24 protein-coding genes are annotated in these 25,446 nt (G+C 55.8%); 9 read left to right on the top strand and 15 right to left on the bottom strand.

The genetic code is table 11. The annotated features are described in order from the left end of the window. Positions 1 to 19: 19 nt before the first annotated feature. Positions 20 to 742: an oxygen-insensitive NADPH nitroreductase gene (gene nfsA / locus E0E17_RS13455; RefSeq protein WP_130834547.1), complete on the bottom strand. Its 723-nt coding sequence runs from the start codon at positions 740 to 742 to the stop codon at positions 20 to 22. A gap of 19 nt (positions 743 to 761) precedes the next feature. After that, positions 762 to 1,016, bottom strand: a complete 255-nt coding sequence (locus E0E17_RS13450) for a DUF1418 family protein (protein WP_130834546.1) — start codon at positions 1,014 to 1,016, stop codon at positions 762 to 764. A gap of 193 nt (positions 1,017 to 1,209) precedes the next feature. Here E0E17_RS13450 and E0E17_RS13445 point away from each other — a divergent pair, with 193 nt between their 5' ends. After that, a complete protein-coding gene (locus E0E17_RS13445) occupies positions 1,210 to 1,473 on the top strand; it encodes a GrxA family glutaredoxin (protein WP_130834545.1) in 264 nt (87 codons plus the stop codon). 37 nt (positions 1,474 to 1,510) lie between these two features. Here the strand turns inward: E0E17_RS13445 and ybjM are convergent, their stop codons facing one another. Then, positions 1,511 to 1,882 carry an inner membrane protein YbjM gene (gene ybjM, locus E0E17_RS13440; RefSeq protein ID WP_130834544.1) on the bottom strand — a complete coding sequence of 124 codons (372 nt, stop codon included), beginning with the start codon at positions 1,880 to 1,882 and terminating at the stop codon, positions 1,511 to 1,513. 260 nt (positions 1,883 to 2,142) lie between these two features. Between ybjM and E0E17_RS13435 the strand changes: the two genes are divergently transcribed. Further along, on the top strand, positions 2,143 to 3,831 hold the full coding sequence (locus E0E17_RS13435) for an aspartate:alanine antiporter (RefSeq protein WP_130834543.1): 1,689 nt from the start codon (positions 2,143 to 2,145) through the stop codon (positions 3,829 to 3,831). A gap of 365 nt (positions 3,832 to 4,196) precedes the next feature. Beyond that, a complete protein-coding gene (gene ybjG / locus E0E17_RS13430; RefSeq protein ID WP_130835551.1) occupies positions 4,197 to 4,802 on the top strand; it encodes an undecaprenyl-diphosphate phosphatase in 606 nt (201 codons plus the stop codon). A 70-nt stretch (positions 4,803 to 4,872) separates the two neighbouring features. Here the strand turns inward: ybjG and E0E17_RS13425 are convergent, their stop codons facing one another. After that, positions 4,873 to 6,075, bottom strand: a complete 1,203-nt coding sequence (locus tag E0E17_RS13425) for a serine hydrolase (protein ID WP_130834542.1) — start codon at positions 6,073 to 6,075, stop codon at positions 4,873 to 4,875. Between the two features lie 273 nt (positions 6,076 to 6,348). On the opposite strand from E0E17_RS13425, the gene E0E17_RS13420 reads away from it, so the two are divergent. Next, positions 6,349 to 7,005 (top strand): HAD family hydrolase, encoded by a 657-nt coding sequence (locus E0E17_RS13420; RefSeq protein WP_130834541.1) that lies wholly within the window; start codon positions 6,349 to 6,351, stop codon positions 7,003 to 7,005. On the opposite strand, the gene E0E17_RS13415 is transcribed toward E0E17_RS13420, so the two are convergent. Next, a complete protein-coding gene (locus E0E17_RS13415) occupies positions 7,006 to 8,142 on the bottom strand; it encodes a PQQ-dependent sugar dehydrogenase (RefSeq protein ID WP_130834540.1) in 1,137 nt (378 codons plus the stop codon). Positions 8,143 to 8,236: 94 nt separating this feature from the next. Then, positions 8,237 to 9,208: a Gfo/Idh/MocA family protein gene (locus E0E17_RS13410; protein ID WP_130834539.1), complete on the bottom strand. Its 972-nt coding sequence runs from the start codon at positions 9,206 to 9,208 to the stop codon at positions 8,237 to 8,239. A gap of 182 nt (positions 9,209 to 9,390) precedes the next feature. Between E0E17_RS13410 and E0E17_RS13405 the strand changes: the two genes are divergently transcribed. The 3 genes from E0E17_RS13405 to rimO all read left to right on the top strand — a co-directional run bounded on the left by E0E17_RS13405 (position 9,391) and on the right by rimO (position 11,790). Beyond that, the gene (locus E0E17_RS13405) at positions 9,391 to 9,651 is read left to right on the top strand and encodes a type II toxin-antitoxin system RelE family toxin (RefSeq protein ID WP_130834538.1); all 261 of its coding nucleotides are present in this window, start codon (positions 9,391 to 9,393) and stop codon (positions 9,649 to 9,651) included. 68 nt (positions 9,652 to 9,719) lie between these two features. After that, the gene (locus E0E17_RS13400; protein WP_130834537.1) at positions 9,720 to 10,085 is read left to right on the top strand and encodes a helix-turn-helix domain-containing protein; all 366 of its coding nucleotides are present in this window, start codon (positions 9,720 to 9,722) and stop codon (positions 10,083 to 10,085) included. 373 nt (positions 10,086 to 10,458) lie between these two features. Then, complete coding sequence (gene rimO / locus E0E17_RS13395; protein ID WP_130834536.1) at positions 10,459 to 11,790, top strand: 30S ribosomal protein S12 methylthiotransferase RimO; 1,332 nt, start codon at positions 10,459 to 10,461, stop codon at positions 11,788 to 11,790. On the opposite strand, the gene E0E17_RS13390 is transcribed toward rimO, so the two are convergent. The 6 genes from E0E17_RS13390 to E0E17_RS13365 form a co-directional block, all read right to left on the bottom strand. Further along, on the bottom strand, positions 11,787 to 12,236 hold the full coding sequence (locus E0E17_RS13390; protein ID WP_130835550.1) for a DUF4385 domain-containing protein: 450 nt from the start codon (positions 12,234 to 12,236) through the stop codon (positions 11,787 to 11,789). The genes rimO and E0E17_RS13390 overlap by 4 nt on opposite strands. A gap of 114 nt (positions 12,237 to 12,350) precedes the next feature. Continuing rightward, complete coding sequence (gene gsiD / locus E0E17_RS13385) at positions 12,351 to 13,256, bottom strand: glutathione ABC transporter permease GsiD (RefSeq protein ID WP_130834535.1); 906 nt, start codon at positions 13,254 to 13,256, stop codon at positions 12,351 to 12,353. A gap of 9 nt (positions 13,257 to 13,265) precedes the next feature. Continuing rightward, a complete protein-coding gene (gene gsiC / locus E0E17_RS13380; RefSeq protein WP_130834534.1) occupies positions 13,266 to 14,186 on the bottom strand; it encodes a glutathione ABC transporter permease GsiC in 921 nt (306 codons plus the stop codon). Positions 14,187 to 14,239: 53 nt separating this feature from the next. Next, positions 14,240 to 15,778, bottom strand: a complete 1,539-nt coding sequence (gene gsiB, locus E0E17_RS13375; RefSeq protein WP_207302086.1) for a glutathione ABC transporter substrate-binding protein GsiB — start codon at positions 15,776 to 15,778, stop codon at positions 14,240 to 14,242. 66 nt (positions 15,779 to 15,844) lie between these two features. Continuing rightward, positions 15,845 to 17,710, bottom strand: coding sequence for a dipeptide ABC transporter ATP-binding protein (locus E0E17_RS13370; RefSeq protein WP_130834532.1), 1,866 nt, complete (start codon positions 17,708 to 17,710; stop codon positions 15,845 to 15,847). Between the two features lie 9 nt (positions 17,711 to 17,719). Then, positions 17,720 to 18,685 carry an isoaspartyl peptidase/L-asparaginase family protein gene (locus E0E17_RS13365; RefSeq protein WP_130835549.1) on the bottom strand — a complete coding sequence of 322 codons (966 nt, stop codon included), beginning with the start codon at positions 18,683 to 18,685 and terminating at the stop codon, positions 17,720 to 17,722. Between the two features lie 239 nt (positions 18,686 to 18,924). Here E0E17_RS13365 and moeA point away from each other — a divergent pair, with 239 nt between their 5' ends. Next, positions 18,925 to 20,160, top strand: a complete 1,236-nt coding sequence (moeA, locus tag E0E17_RS13360; protein WP_130834531.1) for a molybdopterin molybdotransferase MoeA — start codon at positions 18,925 to 18,927, stop codon at positions 20,158 to 20,160. Then, positions 20,161 to 20,943, top strand: a complete 783-nt coding sequence (moeB, locus tag E0E17_RS13355) for a molybdopterin-synthase adenylyltransferase MoeB (protein WP_130834530.1) — start codon at positions 20,161 to 20,163, stop codon at positions 20,941 to 20,943. A 46-nt stretch (positions 20,944 to 20,989) separates the two neighbouring features. Here moeB and E0E17_RS13350 read toward each other — a convergent pair whose 3' ends face one another. The 3 genes from E0E17_RS13350 to E0E17_RS13340 form a co-directional block, all read right to left on the bottom strand. Continuing rightward, positions 20,990 to 22,582, bottom strand: coding sequence for an ABC-F family ATPase (locus E0E17_RS13350; protein ID WP_130834529.1), 1,593 nt, complete (start codon positions 22,580 to 22,582; stop codon positions 20,990 to 20,992). Between the two features lie 305 nt (positions 22,583 to 22,887). Further along, a complete protein-coding gene (locus E0E17_RS13345; RefSeq protein ID WP_130834528.1) occupies positions 22,888 to 23,289 on the bottom strand; it encodes an H-NS family histone-like protein in 402 nt (133 codons plus the stop codon). 620 nt (positions 23,290 to 23,909) lie between these two features. Further along, on the bottom strand, positions 23,910 to 25,445 hold the full coding sequence (locus tag E0E17_RS13340) for an efflux transporter outer membrane subunit (protein WP_130834527.1): 1,536 nt from the start codon (positions 25,443 to 25,445) through the stop codon (positions 23,910 to 23,912). Between the last annotated feature and the right edge of the window lies 1 nt (position 25,446).

The following is a 25,446-nucleotide window of genomic DNA, read 5'->3' as shown; positions in this document are numbered from 1 at the left end:
ACCTCCCCTGGCTCAACGGTTATCGCGTCACCCATCCCTGCTGGTGCAGATAATCGAGCATAAAGGGACGCGTTTCCTTAATAATCAGGCGCTGAATCAGCTCACTCCAGGTTTCGGCGCGCTGGTTGCTGTCGCGCTGCTGATAATAGATGCTGGTGCGATTATCGTAATCGGCCAGCACGGCCGGATCCAGCGGCTGATACTGATTTTCATGCACCAGCATCGCCTGGGGAATACGCGGCTTGATATCCGGCACGGCAGCGGCATGGCCGATGCAAAAACCAAACAGCGGCAGGACAAATTTCGGCAGTGCCAGCAGTTCAGTGACGTCAGCAATGTTGTTGCGGATACCGCCGATAAATACGCCGCCCAGGCCGAGGGATTCCGCAGCGACCATCGCGTTCTGCGCCATCAATGCAGTATCCACGCAGCCCAACAGCAGCTGCTCGGCACGCCCTAACTGCGCCTCCGGACAGATTTGCAGATGGCGATTGAAGTCAGCGCAGAACACCCAGAATTCGGCGGCCTGCGCCACCCAGGGCTGACCGCCGGTCAGGCTGACCAGTTTGTCGCGCTTCGCCTTATCGGTAATGCGGATGATAGAGGAGCACTGCAGGAAGCTGGAGGTGGAAGCCGATTGTGCGGCGGCAATAATGGCATCGCGTTGCGCTTCATCGATGGGTTGATCGGTAAAGGAACGAATGGAACGGTGGCTGCGCAATAAATCTATAGTCGGCGTCATGACAATCTCCGGCGAGGAATCAGTTATCTTTTTTGTTAGCGTTACCGAACAGCTGCGGTGCCATCGCTTTTGCGGTGCGCCACATCATCAGCCAGGCGGCTGGCAGCATCAGCAACACGCCGATCAGCAACAGTAGCGTCGCCAGCGATTTGTGGCTGACGGCGACCGGCACGGGGATCCAGCCATTCAGGACCAGTAGCGCCAGCAGCAGCATAATGCCGCCAGCGGCTTCCAGTATCAGTACCGGCTTCGGCAAAGTGGCAAGAGTTCGCATCGCAGCATTCTCCAGCGTAACGCAGTTGAAAAACCGTCAGCAACGGCCCGGGGGCAGGTTAAGCATAGACGGCGCACATCAGAGTAACAGGCATTTCCTGCTTCCTTTAAGCACTCTGAGCGGGCATGATGTTGCGCAATATGAAAAATGGTTTGTGACATATCTCACATAACAAACTGGCAAGGAGAGAACTATGTTAGCCGTAATTTTTGGACGTTCCGGTTGCCCTTATTGTGTCCGAGCTAAAGCGCTGGCGGATAAACTGACTGCTGAGCGTGACGATTTTCACTATCGTTACGTCGATATTCAGGCTGAAGGCATTACCAAAGCGGATCTGGAGGAAAAAGCGGGCAAACCGGTTAACACCGTGCCACAAATTTTCCTTGATGAGCAGCATATTGGTGGTTATACCGACTTTGCCGCCTGGACCAAAACCCACCTGGGCGTTGACGCCTGACAAGTCCTGCTTCTGACGGGCTGCTGGCCCGTTTTTTTTACGGTCGTGATTGCTGCAGCCAGGCGCTGAACAGCGCATGCGCCAGTCTGACCAGCAACGCGCCGCAGCCCGCCCAGAACAGCGCGCTGATACTCCAGGCGGAGAGTCGCAGCAGATTGTGACGCAACAGCGTATCGCTGAACAACAGCACGCCTGGCAGTGTCACGATCAGCGCCATCAGCAGCGTGCTTTTTAAAGGGCTGGCGGGCTGCAGCAGCGCCATCAGCATGCCCGGCAGCAAAAACAGTAATAATTCCGGCTCTCCCTGAATGCTCTTATTACTGGCGGCCTGGCTGGCAAAAATAAACACCACGCTGTAGAGCGTAATCCCCACGATGAACGCTGACCAACGTTTTGCGCGCTGCGACATAACAAACCTCTAATCAGAAAATAACATGGTTAAAACTCAGCTGTTTGTCTGGTGCGTTTAAGTGGAAATAAAAAACAACAGCTATCGCCCTGATAACTCAGAAAGTGCGGATAGCTGGAACTGAAATTTATGATTAGAATACCCTGCCGTTATCATTCCGGGCGTTAATGCATCTCGCATCCGATATACAGAAGGCCTGAAGAAGATAACGAAAAAATAGCTTTCTATCAATCAGTTACTCGTTAAAAAGAAGTTAAAAAGTGAATATTAACGTCGCAGATTTGTTAAGCAGTAATGACGTCCTGTTATTATTTGTTGTGCTGGCGCTGGGTCTCTGCCTGGGTAAACTTCGCCTGGGTTCTGTGCAGTTAGGAAATTCCATTGGTGTGCTGGTGGTTTCTTTATTACTGGGGCAGCAACATTTCGCGATTAATACCGATGCATTAAGTCTTGGCTTTATGCTGTTTATTTTTTGCGTTGGCGTAGAAGCGGGCCCTAACTTTTTCTCTATTTTCTTTCGCGATGGCAAAAATTATTTAATTCTGGCCACAGTGATGGTATTCAGCGCCCTGCTACTGGCGCTTGGGCTGGGTAAACTCTTTGGCTGGGATATCGGCCTGACAGCGGGCATGCTGGCGGGATCGATGACCTCGACGCCGGTGCTGGTAGGCGCTGGCGATACGCTGCGCCAGGGTATTGGCGACAATCAGCAGCTCAGCCTGATGCAGGATCATCTCAGCCTCGGCTACGCGCTGACCTATCTGATCGGCCTGGTGAGTCTGATTTTTGGCGCGCGCTACCTGCCCCGTCTGCAGCATCAGGATCTCCCTACCTGCGCCCAGCAGATTGCCCGTGAACGTGGTCTTGATGCCGACAGTCAGCGTAAAGTGTTTCTCCCGGTGATCCGCGCCTATCGGGTCGGCCCGGAGCTGGTGGCGTGGAGCGGCGGCAAGAATTTGCGCGAGCTGGGGATTTATCGCCAGACCGGCTGCTATATCGAACGTATTCGCCGCAACGGCATTCTGGCGAGTCCCGATGGCGATGCGGTGCTGCAGCAGGGAGATGATATCTCGCTGGTGGGCTATCCCGATGCGCACGCCCGTCTCGACCCCAGCTTCCGTAACGGTAAAGAAGTGTTTGACCGCGATCTTCTGGATATGCGCATTGTCACCGAAGAGATTGTGGTGAAAAACCATAACGCGGTGAACAAACGTCTCAGCCAGCTCAATCTTACCGACCACGGCTGCTTTCTCAACCGCGTGATCCGCAGCCAGATTGAGATGCCGATCGATGACAGCATTATGCTCAACAAAGGTGACATCCTGCAGCTGAGCGGTGAAGCACGCCGCGTAAAGAGCGTGGCGGATCGCATCGGCTTTATCGCGATCCACAGTCAGATGACCGATCTGCTCGCCTTCTGCGCCTTTTTTATTGTCGGCCTGATGATCGGAATGGTCACTTTCCAGTTCAGCAATTTCAGCTTTGGTATTGGCAACGCGGCAGGCCTGCTGTTTGCCGGTATCATGCTCGGTTTCCTGCGCGCCAACCACCCCACCTTCGGTTATATTCCGCAGGGGGCGCTGACAATGGTTAAAGAATTTGGCCTGATGGTATTTATGGCGGGCGTGGGATTAAGCGCAGGCAGCGGCATTACCCATGGCCTGGGCAGCGATGGCGCATTGATGCTGCTGTGCGGGTTGCTGGTGAGTCTGTTGCCGGTTGTCATCTGTTATCTGTTTGGCGCTTATGTATTGCGCATGAACCGCGCACTGCTGTTTGGCGCCATTATGGGCGCGCGTACCTGCGCACCGGCAATGGAAATTATCAGCGATACCGCGCGCAGCAATATTCCGGCGCTGGGCTATGCCGGAACCTATGCCATTGCCAACGTTTTACTGACGCTGGCCGGGACCCTGATTGTGATTATCTGGCCGGTTTTGCCCCTATAAAATATTTTTAACAGAGTACAGAACTTTTTTTTAACCCGTAAGTCTCAGTAAGTGCCACTGCTTTTCTTTGAAATCCCCAAATTGTGGAGCCCGCCAGGCAATGACTGACGGGTTTTTTTATGGCTTTTTCGCCGCGGCGTTGCTCAACCCTGGTGAGGATGAGAGCCATACGCGCCTTCGCCTGGCCCGCCGGGGGGCACAACAAAGTTAAACCAATCGCTAACCCCGCCCCGGATTCAGAGCACTGCCCTTTACCTGCAATAACTCCGCCTCTACGCTACTGCGTCGGATTTGTCCCCCCTTAGTCTCCGTGGGGACTTCCTGCCTGACCGCTTGCTGCAACCACCAGAGGAACAGACGTTGTGATGGACGCATTAAACCGCACCTTATTTTTGTGGCTGAATGCCACCCCGGCTTCCCCCGCCTGGCTGATCGATCTGGCCACCTTTATCGCCAGAGATCTGATTATCATTGTGCCGCTGTTAATCGCCACCCTGTGGCTCTGGGGACCACGCGATCGGCTCCATACGCAGCGCACACTGGTGTTGAAAAGCGGCCTGGCGCTGCTTTACGCCCTCGCCCTCTCCTGGAGCGTAGGGCAGCTGTTTCCCCATGATCGTCCTTTTGCTGTCGGTCTCGGCCATCATTTTCTCTACCATGCCGCGGATGACTCTTATCCCAGCGATCACGGTACGGCGATTTATACCTTTGCGCTGGCGTTTATTTTCTGGCATCGCCTGTGGTCTGGAATACTGATGCTGGTGCTGGGCAGCGCTATCGCCTGGTCACGGGTTTACCTTGGCGTGCACTGGCCGCTGGATATGCTGGGAGGATTTCTGGTGGGGATGTCAGGCTGTCTGCTGTCTCAACTCGCCTGGCCGCTTTACGGGCAACGCTTGCTGGCGCTGACGCAGACGCTGTATCGGGCGCTGTTAGCGATTCCCATCCGGCGCGGGTGGATTCAGGGCTAACCTGACGTGGCCCGGCTGCAGCCGGGCACAACGACATTTCCGGGCAGAGCTGTCTGCCCGGAGCGAGCGCTTAAAACCATTTTCCGAACCAGCCGTTGAGTTTCATCATAATGAAATCCCAGATACGGCCGATAAAACCGCCCTCTTTTACCTCCTCCAGCACCACCAGCGGACGCTGTTCGATGGTCTTGCCATCCAGCTGAAAATTAATGGTGCCGACCACCTGATTTTTCTTCAGCGGCGCTTCCAGTTGCGGGGAAGTAAGGGTAAAGCTCGCCTTCAGATTCTTCATCTGCCCTTTGGGGATGGTAATGGCCGCATCATCACCGACACCCAGGTTGACTTCGCTCTTGTCGCCAAACCAGACGCGCTGCCGGGTAAAGGGCGCGTTCGCTTTAATCGGCGTTACGGTTTCATAGAAGCGGAATCCCCAGGTCAGCAGCTTTTCGCTTTCACGGAAGCGTACCGCGTCAGTGGCGGCGCCCAGCACCACCGAAATCAAACGCATACCATCCTGAGTGGCGGAGGCGACCAGATTATTGCCTGCCCCCGAGGTGTGACCGGTTTTGACACCATCCACATTCAGATTGGTGCTCCACAACAGACGGTTGCGGTTGCGCTGGCGAATATTGTTGAAGGTAAACTCTTTTTCCTTGTTTAAGGCGTACTCTTCCGGCACATCGCGGATCAGCGCCTGGGCGATCAGCGCCATATCACGCGCCGTACTGTACTGGCCTTCCGCATCCAGGCCGTGCACAGTCATAAAATGGGTGTTTTTTAATCCCAGGGCCTGGGCGTAATTGTTCATCAGACCAATAAAAGCATCCTGACTGCCCGCCACATAATCGGCCAACGCGATACAGGCATCGTTACCGGACTGAATCACAATTCCTTTATTCAGTTCGGAAACCGGAATACGATCGCCGGGCTTCAGGAACATCAGTGATGAACCTTTCAGTTTGGGATTGCCTGTGGCCCAGGCATCCTGCCCCACCGTAACCATATCATCACGCGAGATTTTGCCTGCTTTCAGCGCCTGACCGACCACATAGCTCGTCATCATCTTGGTCAGACTGGCCGGATCCAGGCGCTGATCGGCACTGGACTCCGTCAGCACTTTACCGCTGGCGTAATCCATCAGGATCCAGGCTTTTGCCTCGATTTGCGGCGCAGCGGGCGCCTCTACGGCAAGCGTCGTCGCAGGGACGAGAAAAAGCAGAGCGCTGCAGGCGACGACACGCCGCAGGCCGAAAGAAAGGGATGTGTTTGTCATGGAGGCGACCACTTTGTCCTTGTTAAACGCGGATTCTTTACATTCAAAATCAGGCAAGCTAAGACGCTAACTGTTAAAACCGCTGAAAAAAACCGCCCGACCGTAAAGTTTTATAGAGTTTGTTAGAGTAACCCTGGCATTTTTCTGTCGGGGAGGCCAGCTAACTGCGGCGCGCAAGGCAAAAACGTGTGTGAAATTACGAATTTTCGCAAAACAGTTAAGTCAGTCACAAAACTCCGCTAATCTGAATTCGGTCATTTGAGGAGAATGATAATGGATTTAGCCCTTTTCGATCTGGATGAAACGCTGATTTGTGATGACAGCACCAGTTTGTGGCTGCGCTGGCTGGTTTCTCAGGGCTTTGCGCCTGCGGAATTAATCGCGGAAGAACAGGCCCTGATGGCGCAATACCACGCCGGCACCCTCTCCATTGAAGAGTACATGCAGAAAACCCTGGCCCCGCTGGTGGGCAAAGGCACCCTGACGGTCAGCGGCTGGGTACGTCGCTTTATTCATCGCGATATTATGCCGCGCGTATTTCCCGCCGCACGGGAACGTATCGCCTGGCATCAGCAGCGTGGCGATACAGTGATGATTATTTCTGCCAGCGGCGAACATCTGGTGGTGCCGATTGCTGAGCGCCTCGGCGTAGATGGCGCGCTGGCGATTGGCGTTGAGATCGTGGATGACCGCTACAGCGGTCGTACATATGGTGCCATGACTTATAAAGAAGGCAAGGTGTCACGCCTGGCGGACTGGAGGGTGCTGCAGGCGGGTAAAAGTTATCAGCATACCTGGGCCTACAGCGATTCCATGAACGACCTGCCGTTACTGGCGCAGGCCGATTACGCCCATGTCATTAATCCGGATGCGTTACTGCAGCAGGAGGCGACACAGCGCGGCTGGGAAGTGTGCCGCTGGGTACGCTGATTAACCTCTGGGCGCTTCGGCGCCCGTATCCAGTCCTACTTTCAGCAACTTGCCGTTTGCTTCGTCGGTCAGCACATACAGATAGCCATCCGGCCCCTGGCGGACGTCGCGAATGCGTTCGCCGCGATCGCTCAGCAGCCGTTGCTCCTCAATTACTTTCTCCCCGTTAATGCTGAGGCGAATCAGATTCTTTTCCTTCAGTGCGCCAATAAACAGCGAGTTTTTCCATTGCGGAAAGCGCGCACTGTTGTAAAACGCCATACCGCTGAGGGCGGGCGAGTCTTTCCACCAGAACACCGGCTGTTCGGTGCCAGCCACTTCGCCCCCTTTCGACTCCGGCACTTTGTCGCCGCTATAGTCGATGCCCCAGGTTGCCAGCGGCCAGCCATAATTTTTGCCTTTTTGCGGAATGTTGACCTCATCACCGCCGCGTGGGCCATGCTCATTTTCCCACATCTGCTGCGTCCAGGGATTTAACGCCAGTCCCTGCGGGTTACGTAAGCCAAACGCCCAGATTTCTGGGCGCGCATCCTGATGGCCAACAAAAGGATTATCCGGCGGTACTGAGCCATCCGCTTTCAGACGCAGCAGCTTGCCCTGCAGCTGGCCGAGATCCTGGGCGGTACTGCTGCGAAAGCTGTCGCCCAGGGCAATCCACAGAAAACCGTCGCGATCAAAGGCGAGACGCGTACCAATATTCGCGCCACTGGAGAGCTTTGGCGTCTGACGAATCACCACTTTAAAATCGTTCAGCTGGCGATTATCAGTGCTCAGCTGACCATAGCCCACTACTGCCCCCACTTTGCCGCTGGCATCCGCTTCGCTATAGCTGAGCCAGACGCGCCGACTGCGGCTAAAATCGGGGGCCAGCACCACATCCAGCAAGCCCCCCTGGCGTTGCGCCCACACCTCAGGCACGCCGTCGATGGGCGCGGAGAGACCACGCTGCGGATGCCAGCTGCGCAGCTGGCCTGAACGCTCGGTCACCAGCAACGTCTGGTTATCGGGCAGGAAAGTCAGTGACCAGGGGTGATCAAGCTTATCCTGTAACACCTGCACGCTGGCCTGTTCTGCACAAACAGGGAAAGTGCAGTGTAGCGCGCCACCCAGCAGCAGCGCAGCGGGAAATCGCAACATAATCCTCTCCTTTATTGGCGTGTTGCCAGTAAGGGTAGTGTTTCGCACGCGCCCCTGCCGCGTTTTACCGTACTTTACCTGTCAGCGTAGGCGCTTATCCCGCCTCAAACGGGAAGCGGATCCCCCAGTGCTGGCGGATTTCGCTCATCATGGCCACCACGTCACTGGTCAGAGTGTGCAGCGGATTCTCGCCACGCGCCACCCAGTTCTCCAGCGCGGCGATTTCATAATGTAATGCCCGGGCGGTTTCCCCTGCAGCAATCACCTCGGTTTCACCGTTCCCCCAGACCAGGGCCGCCTGCTGCGCACGGGGGAAATCTTCCACAGTGAGGAAGCCATTTTCCCAGGCGACAAGGCCGCGTTTCGGCATCCGGGCACGAAATGCCAGTGCCAGGGTGGCCATTTCCCCCTGCGCGTTATGCAGGACAATCACGGATTGCTCATCCACGCCGGTATGATATTTATTTACCGTGGTCAGTATGTTATCGGGCTGCTCGCTCATAAAGAACCGGGCGAACGAGAGTGCGTAGGTGCCGATATCCAGCAGCGCCCCGCCCGCCAGTGCCGGATTAAAGAAGCGGTTGCTGGGGTCCTCCTCCATCATCGCGCCGAAGGAGACCTGAATCATCTTCAGCCGCCCCAGCTGACCGCTCTCCGCCCGCGCTTTGAGCTGCTGATAGAGCGGCATATGAAACAGCGTCATCGCCTCCGCCACAATCAGCTGCTTTTCCTCTGCCAGACGATTGACCTCTTCCAGTTGCGCGAGGCTGACCGTTATCGCCTTTTCCACCAGCAGATGCTTGCCCTGCGCCAGCGCCTGCTTCATCAGGTCGTAATGGCTGTCATGGGAGGTGGCAATATAGACCGCATCAATGGCCGGGTCGGCAAACAGCTGCGAGAAGTCATCATAAACTTGCGGAATGCCGTAACGCTGCGCGAACACCTCCCCCTTCTGGCGGTTACGTGCCCCTACTGCCACGATCTGGCGTCCCATCTCCGCCATCGCCTGCGCAAACTGATGTGCAATCGCTCCTGGCCCCACCAGGGCCCATCTTAATGGCTGCATAGTTGTCTCCATTCCAGGGCGTAAGATTTCAGTGTAAACGCTGCTGCGCGTTATGGCGTGCGATAGCTGCATAGTCAGAGTCAATATTAGACAATAAGATAAATGGCGTTGAGATGATTAGTTTTTTGATCAATAATCTTCTCTTCCAGGACGGGATATGTTCTTGATAGCGTGGGGGCATAATGGTCGAGTTGGTTTGGTCTAAACGTGCGTTGAAACAACTGACGAAGATTGACAGCCGCTACCGAAAAACCATTAACGAGAAGACTAAACAGTTAATCAGCTTTCCTCTTGTAGCGTTAGACATTAAAAAATTACAGGACAGCGATAACCAGTACCGGTTACGCGTGGGTGATTACAAGATAATCTTTGCGCTGATGGTCAGTGAGCCGGTCATACTCAGGATCGAAGAAGTTGCACGCAGAACATCCAGAACTTACTGATACCAGGCGGGGCAATTCGCCCTTATGCACCATGACATTACCGCGACTCTTAGCCACCCGGATAAATTATGTCAAAACAGTATATTTATGATGAAGCAGGCAAACCGCAGTATGTGGTGCTGCCTGTAGCTGAGTACGAAAAACTGCTCTCAGAGGCTAAATGCGAATGGAAGAGCATCCCCGTTGAGGCTGATGAGGACGATGACGAAACCGTACCGCATGAAGTCGTGGACATTATGGTTGAACAAGATGTCAGTCTGCAGGCTGCGTGGCGTATACATCGCGGACTAAGCCAATATGCTGTCGCCGAGCGGCTTGGCATGACTCAAAGCGCTATCTCTCAATTAGAGCGGGTTGACAGCAAACCGCAGAAAAAAACGCGTGAGCGGCTGGCAAAGCTCTATGGTTGCCGTCCGGAACAGTTAGTCCTCTAAAAAGAAAAGGCCGCTATCTGACGCGGCCTTTTCTTTTACTTCAGTAATGCACCAGCGCGGAAAGCAGTGTTCTGATACAGGCCTCATTGCAGGCTTTTGACATTGATCTTCCTCCGCTTTGCTGCTCTTTTACCTCTTCTGAATGGCGTCCCGGGAATGCCTGCACAGTGCTCGGGTAAGTCCGTACAAGCGCTGCTGCGTATTATGCTGTCAGCCCGCCAGATTGCATCCGCCAGCCGCGGCATCTTTAGCCGCTTTCAGGCCCATCTGCGGATAAGGTTTTCTGTATTTATCTCTGGATATAACGGTATAAATTTCACCTTAACGCATGTAAAATCGCGCGCCAGTGCTGTGCAGAACCGGAAATTGAGCCATGTCTAATACCAATACAACGCTGGCGCCGCGCGTGGGATTCGTCTCACTCGGGTGCCCAAAAAATCTTGTCGACTCCGAGCGTATCCTCACCGAACTGCGGACTGAGGGCTATGAAGTCGTGCCACGTTATGACGATGCCGAGCTGGTGATCGTGAATACCTGTGGCTTTATTGACAGCGCCGTGCAGGAGTCACTGGAAGCCATTGGCGAAGCGCTGAACGAAAACGGCAAAGTGATTGTTACCGGCTGCCTGGGCGCGAAAGAGAATCAGATTCGCGAAGTACATCCTAAAGTGCTGGAGATCACCGGACCGCACAGCTATGAGCAGGTGCTGTCGCACGTCCATCACTATGTGCCGAAACCACAGCACAATCCTTTCCTGAGCCTGGTACCGGAACAGGGAGTAAAGCTGACGCCGCGTCACTATGCTTACCTGAAAATTTCCGAAGGCTGCAACCATCGCTGCACCTTCTGCATCATCCCGTCAATGCGAGGCGATCTCGACAGCCGCCCCATCGGTGACGTGCTGGATGAAGCGAAACGTCTGGTCGAAGCGGGCGTCAAAGAACTGCTGGTGATCTCCCAGGACACCTCCGCGTACGGCGTTGATGTCAAACACCGTACCGGCTTCTGGAACGGTTCGCCGGTGAAAACCAGCATGGTCAGCCTGTGCGAGCAGCTGGCGAAGCTCGGCGTCTGGGTGCGTCTGCACTATGTCTATCCCTACCCGCATGTGGATGATGTCATTCCGCTGATGGCGGAAGGCAAAATTTTGCCCTATCTCGACATTCCGTTGCAGCATGCCAGCCCGCGTATTCTGAAGCTGATGAAGCGTCCGGGCGCGGTTGAGCGTACTCTGGAGCGCATCAAGCGCTGGCGCGAAATCTGTCCGGAACTGACGCTGCGTTCCACCTTTATTGTCGGCTTCCCGGGCGAAACCGAAGAGGATTTTCAGATGCTGCTGGACTTTCTGAAAGAAGCGCGTCTGGATCGTGTTGGCTGCTTCAAATACAGCCCGGTTGAAGGGGCGACCGCCAACCAGCTGCCGGATCAGGTGCCGGAAGCGGTGAAAGAGGAGCGTTACGATCGCTTTATGCAGCTGCAACAGCAGATCTCTGCCGAACGTCTGCAGGAAAAAGTGGGCCGTGAAATTCTGGTGATGATCGATGAAGTGGATGAAGAAGGCGCTATCGGCCGCAGCATGGCGGATGCCCCGGAAATCGACGGCGCGGTCTACCTGAACGGCGAAACCCAGCTGAAGCCGGGGGATGTGGTGCGCGTTAAAGTGGAAAACGCCGACGAATATGACCTCTGGGGCAGCAGGATTTAACCATACTGCTGCTGGTGCGCTTTTTTGCGCGCCAGATAATCCTCATCGGCACGCAGCCGATCCCAGTACGCTTTGAAAATGGCCGCTGCAGCGGCCTTTTCTTCGTCACGACCACGGGGCAGCTCCTTGCCTTCGGCATCATACTTGCGCCCCCCTTTGTGATTGCTGTAGCGACGCGCGCGCGTATACCCCATCTGGATAAATTTGCGCGCCATGTCCATGCCGACAAAATCATCCTGTGCCCGGTAAGCTTCAAACAGCGTCATGATTTTTTCTGCGGATTTCTCAGCGATCGCCACCGTGCGAAAACGCCAGTAAGGCAGAATCTCACTCTTGTAGGGTTCGACCAGCAGCACGCCCTGTTCACCACGTCCCACCTGATATAGCTCCGGATGCTGGCGAAAGTCGATTTGTGCAAAATCCTGCTGGTAGTTAAACGGTTTGATCATCTGCGCTGCCTCCTGCATCACCTGTTCTGATGACAATAGTAGCGCAGATTTTTCAGTTGCTTCGCCTGCGCAGTAGCAGATGGAGGATCGGGCCGCAGTGCAGCCCGTGGTTCAGGTTTTCAGTTTGGGATCGAGCGCATCGCGCAGGCCGTCACCCAGCAGATTAAACGCCAGGACCGTCAGGAAGATGGCAAGGCTGGGGAAAAACGCCACGTGTGGCGCTATCACCATATCGGCGCGCGCCTCATTCAGCATCGCGCCCCACTCCGGCGTTGGTGGCTGCGCGCCCAGGCCGAGAAACGACAGGCTGGCGGCAGTGATGATTGAGGTCCCGATGCGCATGGTAAAATAGACCACAATCGACGACACCGTGCCGGGCAAAATATGGCGCATCAGGATCGTCCAGTCAGACGCCCCGATACTGCGAGCCGACTCGATAAAGGTCTGCTGCTTCAGCACCAGCGTATTGCCGCGCACCAGGCGGGCAAAGGCGGGAATACTGAAAATGGCCACCGCCACAATCACGTTGCTCATGCCGCTGCCCATAATCGCCACCACGGCGATCGCCAGCAAAATACCAGGAAAGGCAAACAGCACATCGCAGACGCGCATGGTGATGCGATCCCACCAGCCCTCATAATAGCCCGCCAGCAGTCCCAGCAGCGTGCCGATCGCCATGCCGATCGCCACCGAAAAGAAGCCAGCAATCAGGGAAATGCGCGTGCCCACCAGGATGCGGCTGAAAATATCCCGGCCAAGAGAATCAACGCCCAGCCAGTGCAGCGCGGATGGTCCCTCGTTCAGGCGATCATAATCAAAGTAATTCTCAGCATCGAAAGGGGCGATCCAGGGAGCGATAAAGGCTATCAGCACCAGTAGCAGCACAAACAGTCCGGCCACGATCGCTACATGCTGTCGGCGGAAGCGCCGCCAGAATTCGCGCCAGGGGGTACGAACCCGGTTTTCCGTGATGACCGGCATGGTTTTCAATGCCGCATCGCGTCGCCAGTTTCTCATTGCGACTCCTTATTTATAGCGAATAGCCGGGTTGATCGTGGCATAAAGCATATCAACAACCAGATTGATAAGGATGAACTCCAGTGAAAAGAGCAGCACCTCCGCCTGAATCACCGGATAGTCACGCATTTCTACCGAATCCACCAGCAAACGCCCCAGTCCGGGCCAGTTAAACACCACTTCCACCACGATCGAGCCGCCGAGCAGAAAGCCAAACTGCAGGCCCATCATGGTAATCACCGGGATCATGGCATTGCGCAAGCCGTGCTTCACCACCACCTGCGATTCGCGTACCCCTTTGGCGCGGGCAGTACGCATATAATCTTCCTGCATCACCTCCACGAAGGAGGCCCGGGTAAAGCGCGCCATTACCGAGGCTACCGCTGCGCCCAGCGTAATTGACGGCAGAATATAGTGCTGCCAGCTGTCGGCGCCCACGGTCGGCAGCCAGCCCAGCTCCACGGAGAATACCTGCATCAGCAGCATACCGAGCGCAAAAGCGGGAAACGAGATCCCTGAGACAGCCAGCGTCATGCCGAGACGATCCGGCCAGCGGTTACGCCAGACGGCGGAGAGAATACCGATAGTCATTCCCAGCAGCACCGCCCAGACCATGCTGGTCAGCGTCAGCCACAGCGTAGGCAAGAAGCGCGTGGCGATCTCTTCCGACACCGGACGTTTCGACACCATCGAGTGACCAAAATCGCCCTGCAACGCGTTGGTGATAAAATGCCAGAACTGCTGCGGCAGCGGCTGATCCAACCCCAGATCCTGACGCACCAGCGCGATAACGGAGGCATCCGCTTCCGGACCGGCGATAAGGCGTGCCGGATCGCCGGGCAAAAGATGAACAAACAGAAATACCAGCACCGCCACAATCAGCAGCGTCGGTATCAACCCTAACAGGCGTTTAAGAAAATAATTTAGCATGCGATTTCCTGCACGGTAGACAGCCAGCCCGCAGCGCGGGCTGGCGTCAACACTTACTTCAGTTCAGCCTCATCGAAATTAAATGAGGTATCAGGCATGACGTAAAAACCGTTCAGCGCTTTGGTTTTCGCGGAGAGAAGTTGCTCTACCACCAGCGGGATCCAGGGACGATCTTTCCAGATGCGGTCCTGAGCATCCTGATAAAGCTTCGCTTTCTGTTCGCGATCGGTGGTTTTGAGCGCCTCGGCCAGGTCGTTATCTACCTGCGGATTGCTGTAAAAGCCGGTATTAAAGAGCGCGGGAAGCCAGGAGCTGGTGGCGAACAGCGGCGTCAGTGCCCAGTCCGCTTCGCCGGTGGAGGCAGACCAGCCCGTGTAGAACATGCGCACCTTATTCTCTTTCGGTCCCTTACTCTCCACTTCCGCCGTGCGCTGACCGGCATCCATCGCCGTCACTTTTACCTTCACGCCAACCTGCGCCAGCTGCTGCTGGGTAAACTGCAACACTTTCTGCGCGGTGCTGTGGTTATGGGATGCCCAGAGCGTGGTTTCAAAGCCGTTGGGATAGCCCGCCTCTTTTAACAGCTCGCGCGCTTTGGCCGGATTATAAGGCAGCGGCTCATAGCTGCGGGCGAACTCGATCGCTGGCGGCACAATACCGGTAGCGGGTGTGGCGTAACCGGCGAAGGCGACTTTGACCAGCGCCTGACGGTTGATCGCGTATTCCAGCGCTTCGCGGACTTTCGGGTTATCAAACGGCTTTTGCGTCACATTCATGCTGATGTAACGTTGCATAATGGAAGGTGTTGTCACCACATCCAGCTTGCTGTTCTGCTCCAGGCGTTTGACCTGCTCGAGGGGGACCGGGAAGGCGAAACTGGCTTCGCCGGTTTGCAGCATCGCCGCACGGCTGTTGTTATCCACCACGGGACGCCAGGTAATACTGTCCAGCTTTGGATAGCCCGGCTTCCAGTAACCGTCCCATTTTTCTACCTTGACGAAATCGGTCTGATTCCAGGTCACGAATTTGTACGGTCCGGTGCCTACCGGATGGAAACCGATCTCCTTGCCATATTTTTTCAGCGCTGCAGGCGAGATCATCACCGCCGCCGGGTGAGCCAGATTGTTGATAAAGGCGGAGAACGGCTGTTTCAGAGTGACTTTTACCGTTGCAGGATCTACCACCTCCGTGCTGCCAATATGTTTAAACAGGTTATAGCGTTTGAGGTGATTGTCAGGATTGCTGGCCCGATCCAGGTTAGCTTTTACCGCGCTGGCGTCGAAGTCGCTGCCGTCGTGAAATTTAATTCCGCTGCGCAACTTAATGGTGTAAGTCAGGCCATCCTCGCTGACCTGATAACTCTCGGCCAGCACGTTATTCAGTTTCATATCTTTATCAAAGCCGAACAGACCCTGATAAAAAGATTTCGCCATTGCCTGCGAGAGGGTGTCATTGGCATCGTAAGGATCGAGAGTGGTAAAGTTCGACGCCACCGCAACAACCACATCTTTTGCCGCCCAGGCGGGTAGCGTGATCACGCTGCTCAGCAGTCCGGCGGCCAGCAATCTGTTACGTGTCATGGTGATCATGATACTGATTCTCCTGTTGTCCCTGTTTTTTTCTCGTCGCCTATGGCGACAGGGTGATGTTGTGTTTTTTTAATGGGCGGAAAGCGTGTGACGGGCAACAAAATGGCCCGGCGCGACTTCCAGTAAAGGTACGACTTCCGGCTCATCACCCAGCGCACGAACCGGGCTGGGGATCTCATCCACCAGCAGCGTGCGCTCGCGATGACGCCGGGCGGGATCGGCCACCGGCACGGCGGCCATCAGTTTTTTCGTGTAAGGATGCTGAGGTTGCTCAAACACCGCCTGTCGCGGCCCCATCTCAACGATCTGTCCCAGATACATCACCGCCACGCGATGGCTGATGCGCTCCACCACCGCCATGTCGTGAGAAATAAACAGAAAGGCGATACCGAACTCGCGCTGCAGATCGAGCATCAGGTTAATGATTTGCGCCTGAATAGAGACATCCAGTGCAGATACCGATTCGTCGGCGATCACCACTTTGGGATTGAGCGCCAGTGCGCGGGCAATACAGATACGCTGGCGCTGCCCGCCGGAAAATTCGTGCGGATAACGCTGCGCATGTTCCGACAGCAGCCCCACTTTCTCCAGCAGCCAGGCGACGCGCTGTTCCGCCTCCCGCCGCGGCATAACCCGGTGCACCAGCAGCGGCTCCATAATCGAGAAGCCAACGGTAAGACGCGGATCGAGCGACGCGTAGGGATCCTGGAAGATAAACTGAATATCGCGACGCAGGTTAGCCAGCGCGGAACCCCGTAGCGTATCGATCCGCTGACCGTTAAAGGTGATGCTCCCGCCCTGGCTGTTGACCAGCTGCAGCAGGGAACGTCCGGTGGTCGATTTTCCGCAGCCGGATTCGCCCACCAGCGCCAGCGTTTCTCCGGCGCGCAGATCAAAACTGACTTTCTCTACCGCATGCACGCGGCGCTTTACACGGTTAAACAGCCCGGCGCGAATATCAAAGCGCGTCACCAGATCGCGTACCTGCAGAACGGGCTCGGCGTCGTAGCGCACCGTATCCTGGGGGATCTCCTGCGACTCTTGCGCCCCCTCCTGCTGTAACAGCGGGAACTTCGCTGGCAGCGGCTGGTTACGCATCGAGCCCAGCTTTGGCACCGCCGCCAGCAGCGCACGGGTATAGGGCTGCTGCGGCTGGTCAAACAGCTGCTGTACCGGCGCGGTTTCTATCACATCGCCGCGGTACATCACCTGCACGCGATCGGCCATCTCCGCCACCACGCCCATATCGTGGGTGATAAAAATCACCCCCATCTCCATCTCTTGCTGCAGTTCACGAATCAGCTGCAGAATCTGCGCCTGAATAGTGACATCCAGGGCGGTGGTGGGCTCATCGGCGATCAGCAGCGCCGGTTTACAGCAGAGCGCCATGGCGATCATCACGCGCTGGCGCATCCCGCCGGAGAGTTGGTGCGGAAAGCGTCCCAGTACGTTATGCGCTTCCGGAATACGCACCAGATCGAGCATCCGGCGCGCTTCCACCAGCGCCTGCTGCTGACTTTTGCCCTGATGCAGGCGGATAGATTCTGCCAGCTGATCGCCAACCGTAAAGACCGGGTTCAGCGAGGTCATCGGCTCCTGGAAAATCATTGCCATGTCCGCGCCGCGCACTTTGCGCATCTCGGAGGAGGAAGCGCGCATCACGTCCAGCACCGAGCCGTTACGCCGACGCAGCAGGATCTCCCCGCTCGTCTGGCCGCCCGCCTGTTCAATCAGACGCATCAGCGCCAGCGAGGTAACCGATTTTCCCGATCCCGACTCCCCCACCAGCGCCAGGGTTTCGCCACGTTTCACCTCCAGAGACAGCTGGCGTACCGCGGTAGTGACGCGTCCCTCCTGCTGAAAGTTAACGCTGAGTGACCGCACTGCCAGCACTTGATCCCCGGTTAATTCGGCGGTTCGCTGCGTCGCTTTCATGCTTGCTCCTTAACTTTCACGATAGATGGCGACATCGACCTCGCCGCCCACCCGGGCATAGCCGCGATACATCCCTTCACTGTTAAAGGGCAAAGCGACATTGCCGTCTTTATCTACTGCCACCAGCCCGCCGCTGCCACCCAGCGCCAGCACTTTTTCCTGCACGACCTGGTGACTCGCTTCCGCCAGCGACAGACCGCAATAGCTCATCAGTGCCGCCACATCGTACGCCGCCAGCGTGCGTATAAAGACTTCGCCTGTACCGGTGCAGGAGACTGCCACGTTCTTATTGCTGGCGTAGCAGCCTGCGCCGGGCAGCGGCGTATCGCCCACGCGCCCGTACTGCTTGTTGGTCATGCCGCCCGTGGAAGTCGCAGCAGCCAGATTGCCGTTGAGATCCAGCGCGACCGCACCGACGGTGCCAAACTTGCGATCGGGATCGAGAGGGTCGTTACTGTGGCTCTGCGCGGCACCATCGTGATCCAGCAACGTCTGCTGGCTCTCACGCGCACGTAGTAGCTGCTCCCAACGTTCCGGCGTGGAGAAGAAGTCGGGCTCAACCCGCTCCAGTCCCTGCTCTGTCGCAAACGCTTCGGCACCCTCGCCTGTCAGCAGCAGATGTGGGCTCTGTTCCAGCACCGCGCGCGCCGCCAGTATCGGGTTACGGATGCGGCTTACGCCCGCCACCGCCCCGGCATCCTGTGTGCGCCCGTCCATAATGCTGGCATCCAGCTCATGGGTCCCCTGATGGGTGAAGACGGCCCCTTTGCCAGCATTAAACAGCGGACACTCTTCCAGCAGGCGTACTGCTTCGGTGACGGCGTCCAGCGCACTGCCGCCCGCTGCGAGGATCTCCTGACCACGGGTAACGATTTCTTTGAGTGCAAGGCGATACTCCTGCTCTTTCTCCGTGCTCATTGCTGAACGCGTAATCGCGCCTGCCCCGCCGTGAATGGCGATCACTGCTTTGACCATCATGCTTTATCCTCTGGGAACCGGGGGAATATACTGATTTTAAATATAATTAACTTTTTTTTATCAATTTTTGAATATAAAAAGCCTGTTAAGAGATGTAAAGAGAAAACGCACCATACAACCATTACTTTTCGTTATATCCTTACGCGAGCCAGCGTCTCCGCACTTCCGGCATGTGACTCCACAGGTAATTGCCACCATAATAGGCAGCAACCGTCATAACCCAGGTGCAAACCGATATGGAAAGCTTTACTGCAGGATTAATCTCCCTGGAGGAGGCGCAGAGCAAAATGCTGGCGCAACTCGAACCGATCACCGATAAAATTTCTGTTTCCCTGCAGGACGCGCCAGGCCGTATCACCGCCGAGGCGATTCTTTCTCCCGCCGCTGTACCGTCATTTGATAACTCCGCGATGGATGGCTATGCCGTACGTCTGGCGGATCTGCAGTCAGCTCAGCCGCTGCCGGTTGCCGGTAAAGCTTTTGCGGGCGTGCCTTTTGCTGGCGACTGGCCGCCTGGCAGCGTGATCCGTATTATGACCGGCGCTCCGGTGCCGGCAGGCTGCGAAGCGGTGGTGATGCAGGAAGAGACCGAGCGCCATGGTGAGGCCATCAGGGTGATGGCGCCGGTCAAAGCGGGACAAAATATTCGACGGGTCGGTGAAGATATTCAAGCCGGCGCGCAAATCCTGGATGCAGGCGTACGACTCGGTGCCGCTGAGCTGCCGCTGCTCGCTTCGCTGGGCATCGCCCGGGTAATGGTGTTACGCAAACTGCGCGTCGCCATTTTTACTACCGGTGATGAACTGCAGCCAGTGGGACAGTCGCTGGCCGCCGGTCAGATTTACGATACCAACCGTTTTACCGTTTCCCTGATGCTGAACAAGCTGGGCTGCGAAGTAATCGATCTTGGCATCATACGCGACGACCCCGCAGTGCTGCGCAGCGCCTTTGCAGAGGCCGACCGCCAGGCGGATGTGGTGATTTCCACTGGCGGCGTCTCAGTGGGCGAAGCGGACTATACCCGAGCCATGCTGGAGGAGCTGGGGGCGATCACCTTCTGGAAGCTGGCGATCAAACCCGGTAAACCCTTCGCCTTTGGCCGCCTTGCCAACAGCTGGTTCTGCGGTTTGCCGGGCAATCCGGTCTCGGCGGCGGTCACCTTCTATCAGCTGGTTCAGCCGCTGCTGGCGAGACTGACCGGCCAGCGCGGCCCGGCCCTGCCGCCGCGTCAGCGCGTACGGGCGGCGGAGCGTCTGAAAAAATCGCCCGGCCGCCTCGATTTCCAGCGCGGCATCTTTCGTCAGGCCGCTGATGGCACACTGGAAGTGTACAGCGCCGGCCACCAAGGCTCCCACGTCTTCAGCTCTTTTGCGCGCGCCAACTGTTTTATTGTGCTGGAACGCGAGCGCGGCACCGTGGAAGCGGGCGAATGGGTCGAGATTGAGCCTTTCAATGCGTTACTGGAGGGATAAATGCACCTGCCAGAACTGAGCGACGAAGAGTCGCTACGTTATAATCGTCAGATTGTGCTGCGCGGCTTCGATTTTGACCGCCAGGAGCAACTGAAAGCGTCGCGGGTATTGATTGTCGGCCTGGGCGGCTTAGGCTGCGCGGCTGCGCCTTATCTTGCCACTGCCGGGGTCGGTCAGCTGACGTTGCTCGATTTCGACACCGTCTCGCTCTCTAACCTGCAGCGGCAAATCCTGCATCGTGACGACGCTCTCGGAATGCTGAAGGTGGAATCGGCGCGACGCGAACTGCAGGCGCGTAATCCGCACTGCCAGATCGCTACCGTCAGCGAACGCCTGGAAGATGAGGCGCTGGCAACGCTGATTGCTGGCCATGATGCGGTGCTCGACTGCACCGACAATGTGGAGACGCGCGAACAGCTCAATCGCCTCTGTTTTGCCGCGCGCGTGCCGCTGGTTTCCGGCGCCGCGATTCGTATGGAGGGCCAGCTCAGCGTTTTTACCTGGCAGGAGAATGAACCCTGCTATCGCTGCATCAGTCGACTGTTCGGTGCCCAGACGCTGAGCTGTGTCGAAGCGGGCGTTATGTCGCCACTGCCGGGGATCATTGGTACCCTGCAGGCGATGGAGACGATTCGTTTGCTGACGCACTTTGGCGCACCGATCCCGGGTAAGCTGTTGATGTACGATGCCATGACACTGCAATTTCAGGCGCTGAAGGTCACGAAAGATCCCGCCTGCGAGGTATGTCATTGCCGGGATGATGCCGCTTCTTCTCATCCATAAAAAAAGCGCCTGCGAAGGCGCTTTTTTCCATCTTACTCAGTCTGTATTACACGATGCCCTGACTACGCAGGTAATCTTCATAATTACCGGTGAAGTCGATCACGCGATCCGCTTTGATTTCCAGAATACGTGTCGCCAGCGAGCTGACAAACTCACGGTCATGGGAGACAAAAATCAGCGTGCCTTCATACATCTCCAGCGCCATATTCAGCGATTCAATCGATTCCATGTCCAGGTGGTTGGTGGGTTCATCCATAATCAGGATATTGGGCTTCTGCATCATCAGCTTGCCAAACAGCATGCGCCCTTTTTCACCCCCGGACAGCACTTTGGCCGGCTTTTTAATATCATCCTGGGAAAAGAGCAGGCGTCCAAGAATACTGCGCACGGCCTGTTCATCATCGCCCTGCTGCTTCCACTGACTCATCCAGTCAAATACGCTAAGGTCCCCGGTAAAATCGTGCGCGTGATCCTGAGCATAATAACCGATGCGCGCATTCTCTGACCATTTCACCGTACCGCTTTCCGGCGTTAATTCGCCCACCAGGGTTTTCAGCAGCGTGGTTTTACCAATCCCGTTTGCCCCGAGGATCGCCACTTTTTCGCCGACCTCAACCAGCAGGTTCAGATTTTTAAATAACGGGCCGTTATCAAAACCTTTGGTCAGGGTCTCCACCTCCAGCGCGTTACGGAACAGTTTTTTATCCTGTTCGAAACGAATAAAAGGATTCTGACGGCTGGAGGCTTTTACTTCATCCAGCTTAATTTTATCAATCTGTTTTGCACGGGAAGTTGCCTGGCGTGATTTCGAGGCGTTAGCACTGAAACGACTGACGAAAGATTGCAGCTCAGCGATTTGCGCTTTTTTCCTGGCATTATCGGCCAATAAACGTTCGCGCGCCTGCGTCGCCGCCGTCATATATTCGTCATAGTTACCCGGATAAAGACGTAATTCACCATAATCCAGATCGGCCATATGGGTACAGACCATATTCAGAAAATGGCGATCGTGTGAAATGATAATCATGGTGCTGTCACGTTCATTCAGCACCTGTTCCAGCCAGCGAATAGTATCAATATCCAGGTTGTTGGTTGGTTCGTCCAGCAACAAAATATCGGGATTGGCAAATAACGCCTGCGCCAGTAGCACGCGCAACTTCCAGCCGGGCGCAATTTCGCTCATGGGACCATAATGTTGCTCTACCGGGATACCGACGCCCAGTAATAACTCGCCCGCACGCGATTCTGCACTATATCCATCCATTTCACCGTACTGCACTTCCAGGTCAGCAACTTTATAGCCTTCCTCTTCGCTCATTTCGGGCAGCGCATATATGCGATCGCGTTCCTGCTTTACTTCCCATAATTCCTGGTGACCCATAATCACGGTATCGAGCACGCTGAATTGCTCAAAAGCAAACTGGTCCTGGCGTAACTTACCGATGCGTTCATTGGGATCATAAGAGACGTTTCCGCCTGTCGGCGTCAGATCGCCGCCCAATATTTTCATAAAGGTCGATTTACCGCTGCCGTTAGCACCGATTAAACCGTAACGATTGCCGCCGCCAAATTTAACGGAGATATTTTCGAACAGAGGCTTGCTGCCGAACTGCATGGTGATATTGCTGGTAACTAACACAGAGTTGACCTTAAATTGCGCTGTAGATAGGGGAATGGTGGCTATTATGCCAGAAGGGGCCGCTGCCATGCTACCGTTGAGCCGGCCAGCAATGTAAAGGTATTGAAGTCACACCAGATAAAGTTAGTCTGTTGCGTAATTATGATGATGATACCGGGCGCGCATCGTCGGTGATTCGCTGTGAGTAAAGCGGCTTGTCTGGCAATCCCTTTTTTACCGCCAGGTTTATTGCGGGCTGCGCAACGCATAAAAAAGCCGGTAACCTTTTACAGGCCCCCGGCTCCCATCAACAAGGATTGTGAAGCTTATTTAATGAGGAAGTCGTCCAGGCTTTTACCTGCATCCAGCGCTTTTTTAATTGCGGCAGGTGTACGACCCTGGCCAGTCCAGGATTTTTCTTCACCGTTTTCGTCGGTGTAAGAATATTTGGCCGGACGCGGCGCACGCTTGGTACGTTTTTTACCCTGCTCCTGCGCACCCAGTAATTCATTAGGGTCGATACCGTCAGCCAGCAGCATTTCACGGTATTTAGCCAGCTTCTCTTCTTTTTCGCGATTTTGCGCTTCTTCAGCTTCCACTTCTTCGCGACGCTCAGTCACCACAACGGTTAATTTTTCCAGAATCTCTTCCAGATCGCTCAGTGGCAGCTCACGCGCCTGCGCACGTAATGTACGAATGTTGTTTAGAACTTTAAATGCATCACTCATCACAATGTCCTTGCTTAAGAGGGTTAATTTAACTGTAGCGCCAAGACTACCTAATTCAAATAAAAAAATAAATTAATTTTGCACAAAAGTTATTTCTTCATTGTCCATTTTCTGTAACCCGTGAGGATGTTCTGGCGTCAGGCTCCTTTATTAACGCGCAATTAACACAACGGGAAAGGCTGATGCCAGGGCTGCTGGAATCGCTGCGTGCATATCGCAAAGCTTTATACCGATTATTGTTCCAGCTATTAGTCTCTCTGCAAGAGGCAACTATTCAGCAGCGCCATTTTTGTGAAGATTCTCTGATTGTTATCTATATCAGAATGATGACCTGTAACAACATTGCTACAGCCATCACATTATGTGCTAAAAGCAGGCGCAATTAAGCGGGTTATTAAATCGTTCAGAAAAAATAATGGTAGCCGTTCAGTTAAAAATTTCATTTAACGGCGACTTTTAATTTCTTTAAGCCGGTGCTGTTACGTCATGCGGAAAGGATCGAACTGAAGCGCGTGCGGAAATAAAGAGAAGCGGCCAGCAAGCCCTGCGCTGACGCGGAGCAGGTAATTTCTGGCAGGCGAACCTGAGTGCCCGCCTGCCATCGCCATTGACGGCCGTGTTTATCGCACCTCCGTCGCCGGACCAAATACCCGGAACTGCGGGAGATCCACCTGCTGATACATCTCCCAGCCACCCCCCAGCGCTTTATACAGCGCAACCAGATCGAGTGTGCTTTGCATACGTGCCTGCGTGGACTGCTGCTGCGCCTGCGCCAGCTGACGTTGTGCGTCCAGAACTTCAATAAAGGTTGATAATCCCTGGCGGTAACTGTCACTGGCAAGATCAAACGCACGCTGCAGCGCTCCGGTGGTTTCATCCAGCTGGGTGACGCGTTGCTGATCGGCACGGTAGCTGACCAGCGCATTTTCCACATCCTGCAATGCGGTTAACACCGTCTGCCGATAGTCCAGCGCCGCGCTGGCTTGCTGCGCGCGCGCCAGCCTGACGCTGGAGACCAGCCGTCCTCCCTGGAAGATGGGAATCGACAACGAGGGACCGTAACTGTAGAAATGGCTGCTCCACTCGTCGAGATAGCTGATGTCCGTGTTACGTACTCCAAACTGGCCGGTCAGCGACAGACTGGGAAACAGCTGCGCCACCGAGACGCCGATACTGGCGGTTTGCGCATGCAGCGTCGCCTCCGCCTGGCGGATATCGGGACGACGGCGCGCCAGAGTAGAGGGAATCCCCACCGGCACCTGCGGCGGCAACGCAGGCAAGGGTCTGGTAGCGCTCAACTCATTATTCAGGGTGCCCGGCATTTGCCCCAGCAGAACGGCGAGGCCGTTCATTGCCTGACGCGCCTGAGATTGATATTGCGGCAGCTGAGCGCGCAGCGAAGCGAGCTGCGCGCGGGCATTCTCCACATCGGTCAGGGGTGCCAGACCGTTGCGCTGCTGACTGCGGGTCAGCTCCTGCGTCTGTTGCGCCACCTCAATTTGCTGCTGCAGGGCCTGAATCGTCGCCTGGGCACCGCGCAGTTGCAAATAGGCGCGGGCGACTTCCGCCTCCAGCGACACCAGCGCATCGTTACGTTGCTCAATTGCTGCCTGCTGCTGCGCCTGTGTTACCTCAACCTGACGCCGCACTTTGCCCCAGAGATCCAGCTCCCAGCTGGCATCAAAACTGCCCTGATACAGATTCACCGGCTGCGTCAGGCTGCCGAGCTGGTCGGCGATATCGCCGTCCAGCTGATTGCTGGCACCGCTGGATGCCAGCACCCCTTTCAGGCCGAGCTGCTGACGCGTTACCTGCGCCGTGCCGTTAATGGACGGGAAAAAGGCACCGCGCGCCTGGGAAAGCTGCTCGCGCGCGCCGGCAATCCGCAATACCGCCTGTTGCAGGGAGAGATTACCGGCAATGGCGCGCTCGATCAGACTGTTGAGCTGCGCATCATTAAAACTCTGCCACCAGAGCGGGCTGGTCGCGGCCGCCAGCGGGCGGGACGCGGCCTGTGAGGGCAAATCGCGATAGCGGGCGGGCGTCTGCGCTTCCGGCGGCTGATAATCGGGTCCAACGGCACAGCCAGACAGACAGAGCGCCAGGGTAAGCAGGCTGAGTGGTCGCGCGCGCAACGAGTGATACATAACCTTCATG

It is taken from the genome of [Erwinia] mediterraneensis (assembly GCF_900604315.1).
Taxonomy (GTDB): domain Bacteria; phylum Pseudomonadota; class Gammaproteobacteria; order Enterobacterales; family Enterobacteriaceae; genus Pantoea; species Pantoea mediterraneensis_A.
Note: the sequence above shows the minus strand (reverse complement) of the source record. Positions and strands in the feature narration are given on the sequence as shown.

What these genes read in the sequence shown, in the direction of transcription:
- E0E17_RS13345 (WP_130834528.1), bottom strand. Translation starts at nt 23,289, where the DNA reads ATGAGTGATGCATTTAAAGTTCTAAACAACATTCGTACATTACGTGCG.
- moeA (WP_130834531.1), top strand. Translation starts at nt 18,925, where the DNA reads ATGGAAAGCTTTACTGCAGGATTAATCTCCCTGGAGGAGGCGCAGAGC.
- E0E17_RS13445 (WP_130834545.1), top strand. Translation starts at nt 1,210, where the DNA reads ATGTTAGCCGTAATTTTTGGACGTTCCGGTTGCCCTTATTGTGTCCGA.
- E0E17_RS13365 (WP_130835549.1), bottom strand. Translation starts at nt 18,685, where the DNA reads ATGGTCAAAGCAGTGATCGCCATTCACGGCGGGGCAGGCGCGATTACG.
- gsiD (WP_130834535.1), bottom strand. Translation starts at nt 13,256, where the DNA reads ATGAGAAACTGGCGACGCGATGCGGCATTGAAAACCATGCCGGTCATC.
- E0E17_RS13425 (WP_130834542.1), bottom strand. Translation starts at nt 6,075, where the DNA reads ATGACAAACACATCCCTTTCTTTCGGCCTGCGGCGTGTCGTCGCCTGC.
- E0E17_RS13415 (WP_130834540.1), bottom strand. Translation starts at nt 8,142, where the DNA reads ATGTTGCGATTTCCCGCTGCGCTGCTGCTGGGTGGCGCGCTACACTGC.
- E0E17_RS13410 (WP_130834539.1), bottom strand. Translation starts at nt 9,208, where the DNA reads ATGCAGCCATTAAGATGGGCCCTGGTGGGGCCAGGAGCGATTGCACAT.
- nfsA (WP_130834547.1), bottom strand. Translation starts at nt 742, where the DNA reads ATGACGCCGACTATAGATTTATTGCGCAGCCACCGTTCCATTCGTTCC.
- E0E17_RS13405 (WP_130834538.1), top strand. Translation starts at nt 9,391, where the DNA reads ATGGTCGAGTTGGTTTGGTCTAAACGTGCGTTGAAACAACTGACGAAG.
- ybjM (WP_130834544.1), bottom strand. Translation starts at nt 1,882, where the DNA reads ATGTCGCAGCGCGCAAAACGTTGGTCAGCGTTCATCGTGGGGATTACG.
- E0E17_RS13370 (WP_130834532.1), bottom strand. Translation starts at nt 17,710, where the DNA reads ATGAAAGCGACGCAGCGAACCGCCGAATTAACCGGGGATCAAGTGCTG.
- moeB (WP_130834530.1), top strand. Translation starts at nt 20,161, where the DNA reads ATGCACCTGCCAGAACTGAGCGACGAAGAGTCGCTACGTTATAATCGT.
- gsiC (WP_130834534.1), bottom strand. Translation starts at nt 14,186, where the DNA reads ATGCTAAATTATTTTCTTAAACGCCTGTTAGGGTTGATACCGACGCTG.
- ybjG (WP_130835551.1), top strand. Translation starts at nt 4,197, where the DNA reads ATGGACGCATTAAACCGCACCTTATTTTTGTGGCTGAATGCCACCCCG.
- rimO (WP_130834536.1), top strand. Translation starts at nt 10,459, where the DNA reads ATGTCTAATACCAATACAACGCTGGCGCCGCGCGTGGGATTCGTCTCA.
- E0E17_RS13400 (WP_130834537.1), top strand. Translation starts at nt 9,720, where the DNA reads ATGTCAAAACAGTATATTTATGATGAAGCAGGCAAACCGCAGTATGTG.
- E0E17_RS13420 (WP_130834541.1), top strand. Translation starts at nt 6,349, where the DNA reads ATGGATTTAGCCCTTTTCGATCTGGATGAAACGCTGATTTGTGATGAC.
- E0E17_RS13340 (WP_130834527.1), bottom strand. Translation starts at nt 25,445, where the DNA reads ATGAAGGTTATGTATCACTCGTTGCGCGCGCGACCACTCAGCCTGCTT.
- E0E17_RS13450 (WP_130834546.1), bottom strand. Translation starts at nt 1,016, where the DNA reads ATGCGAACTCTTGCCACTTTGCCGAAGCCGGTACTGATACTGGAAGCC.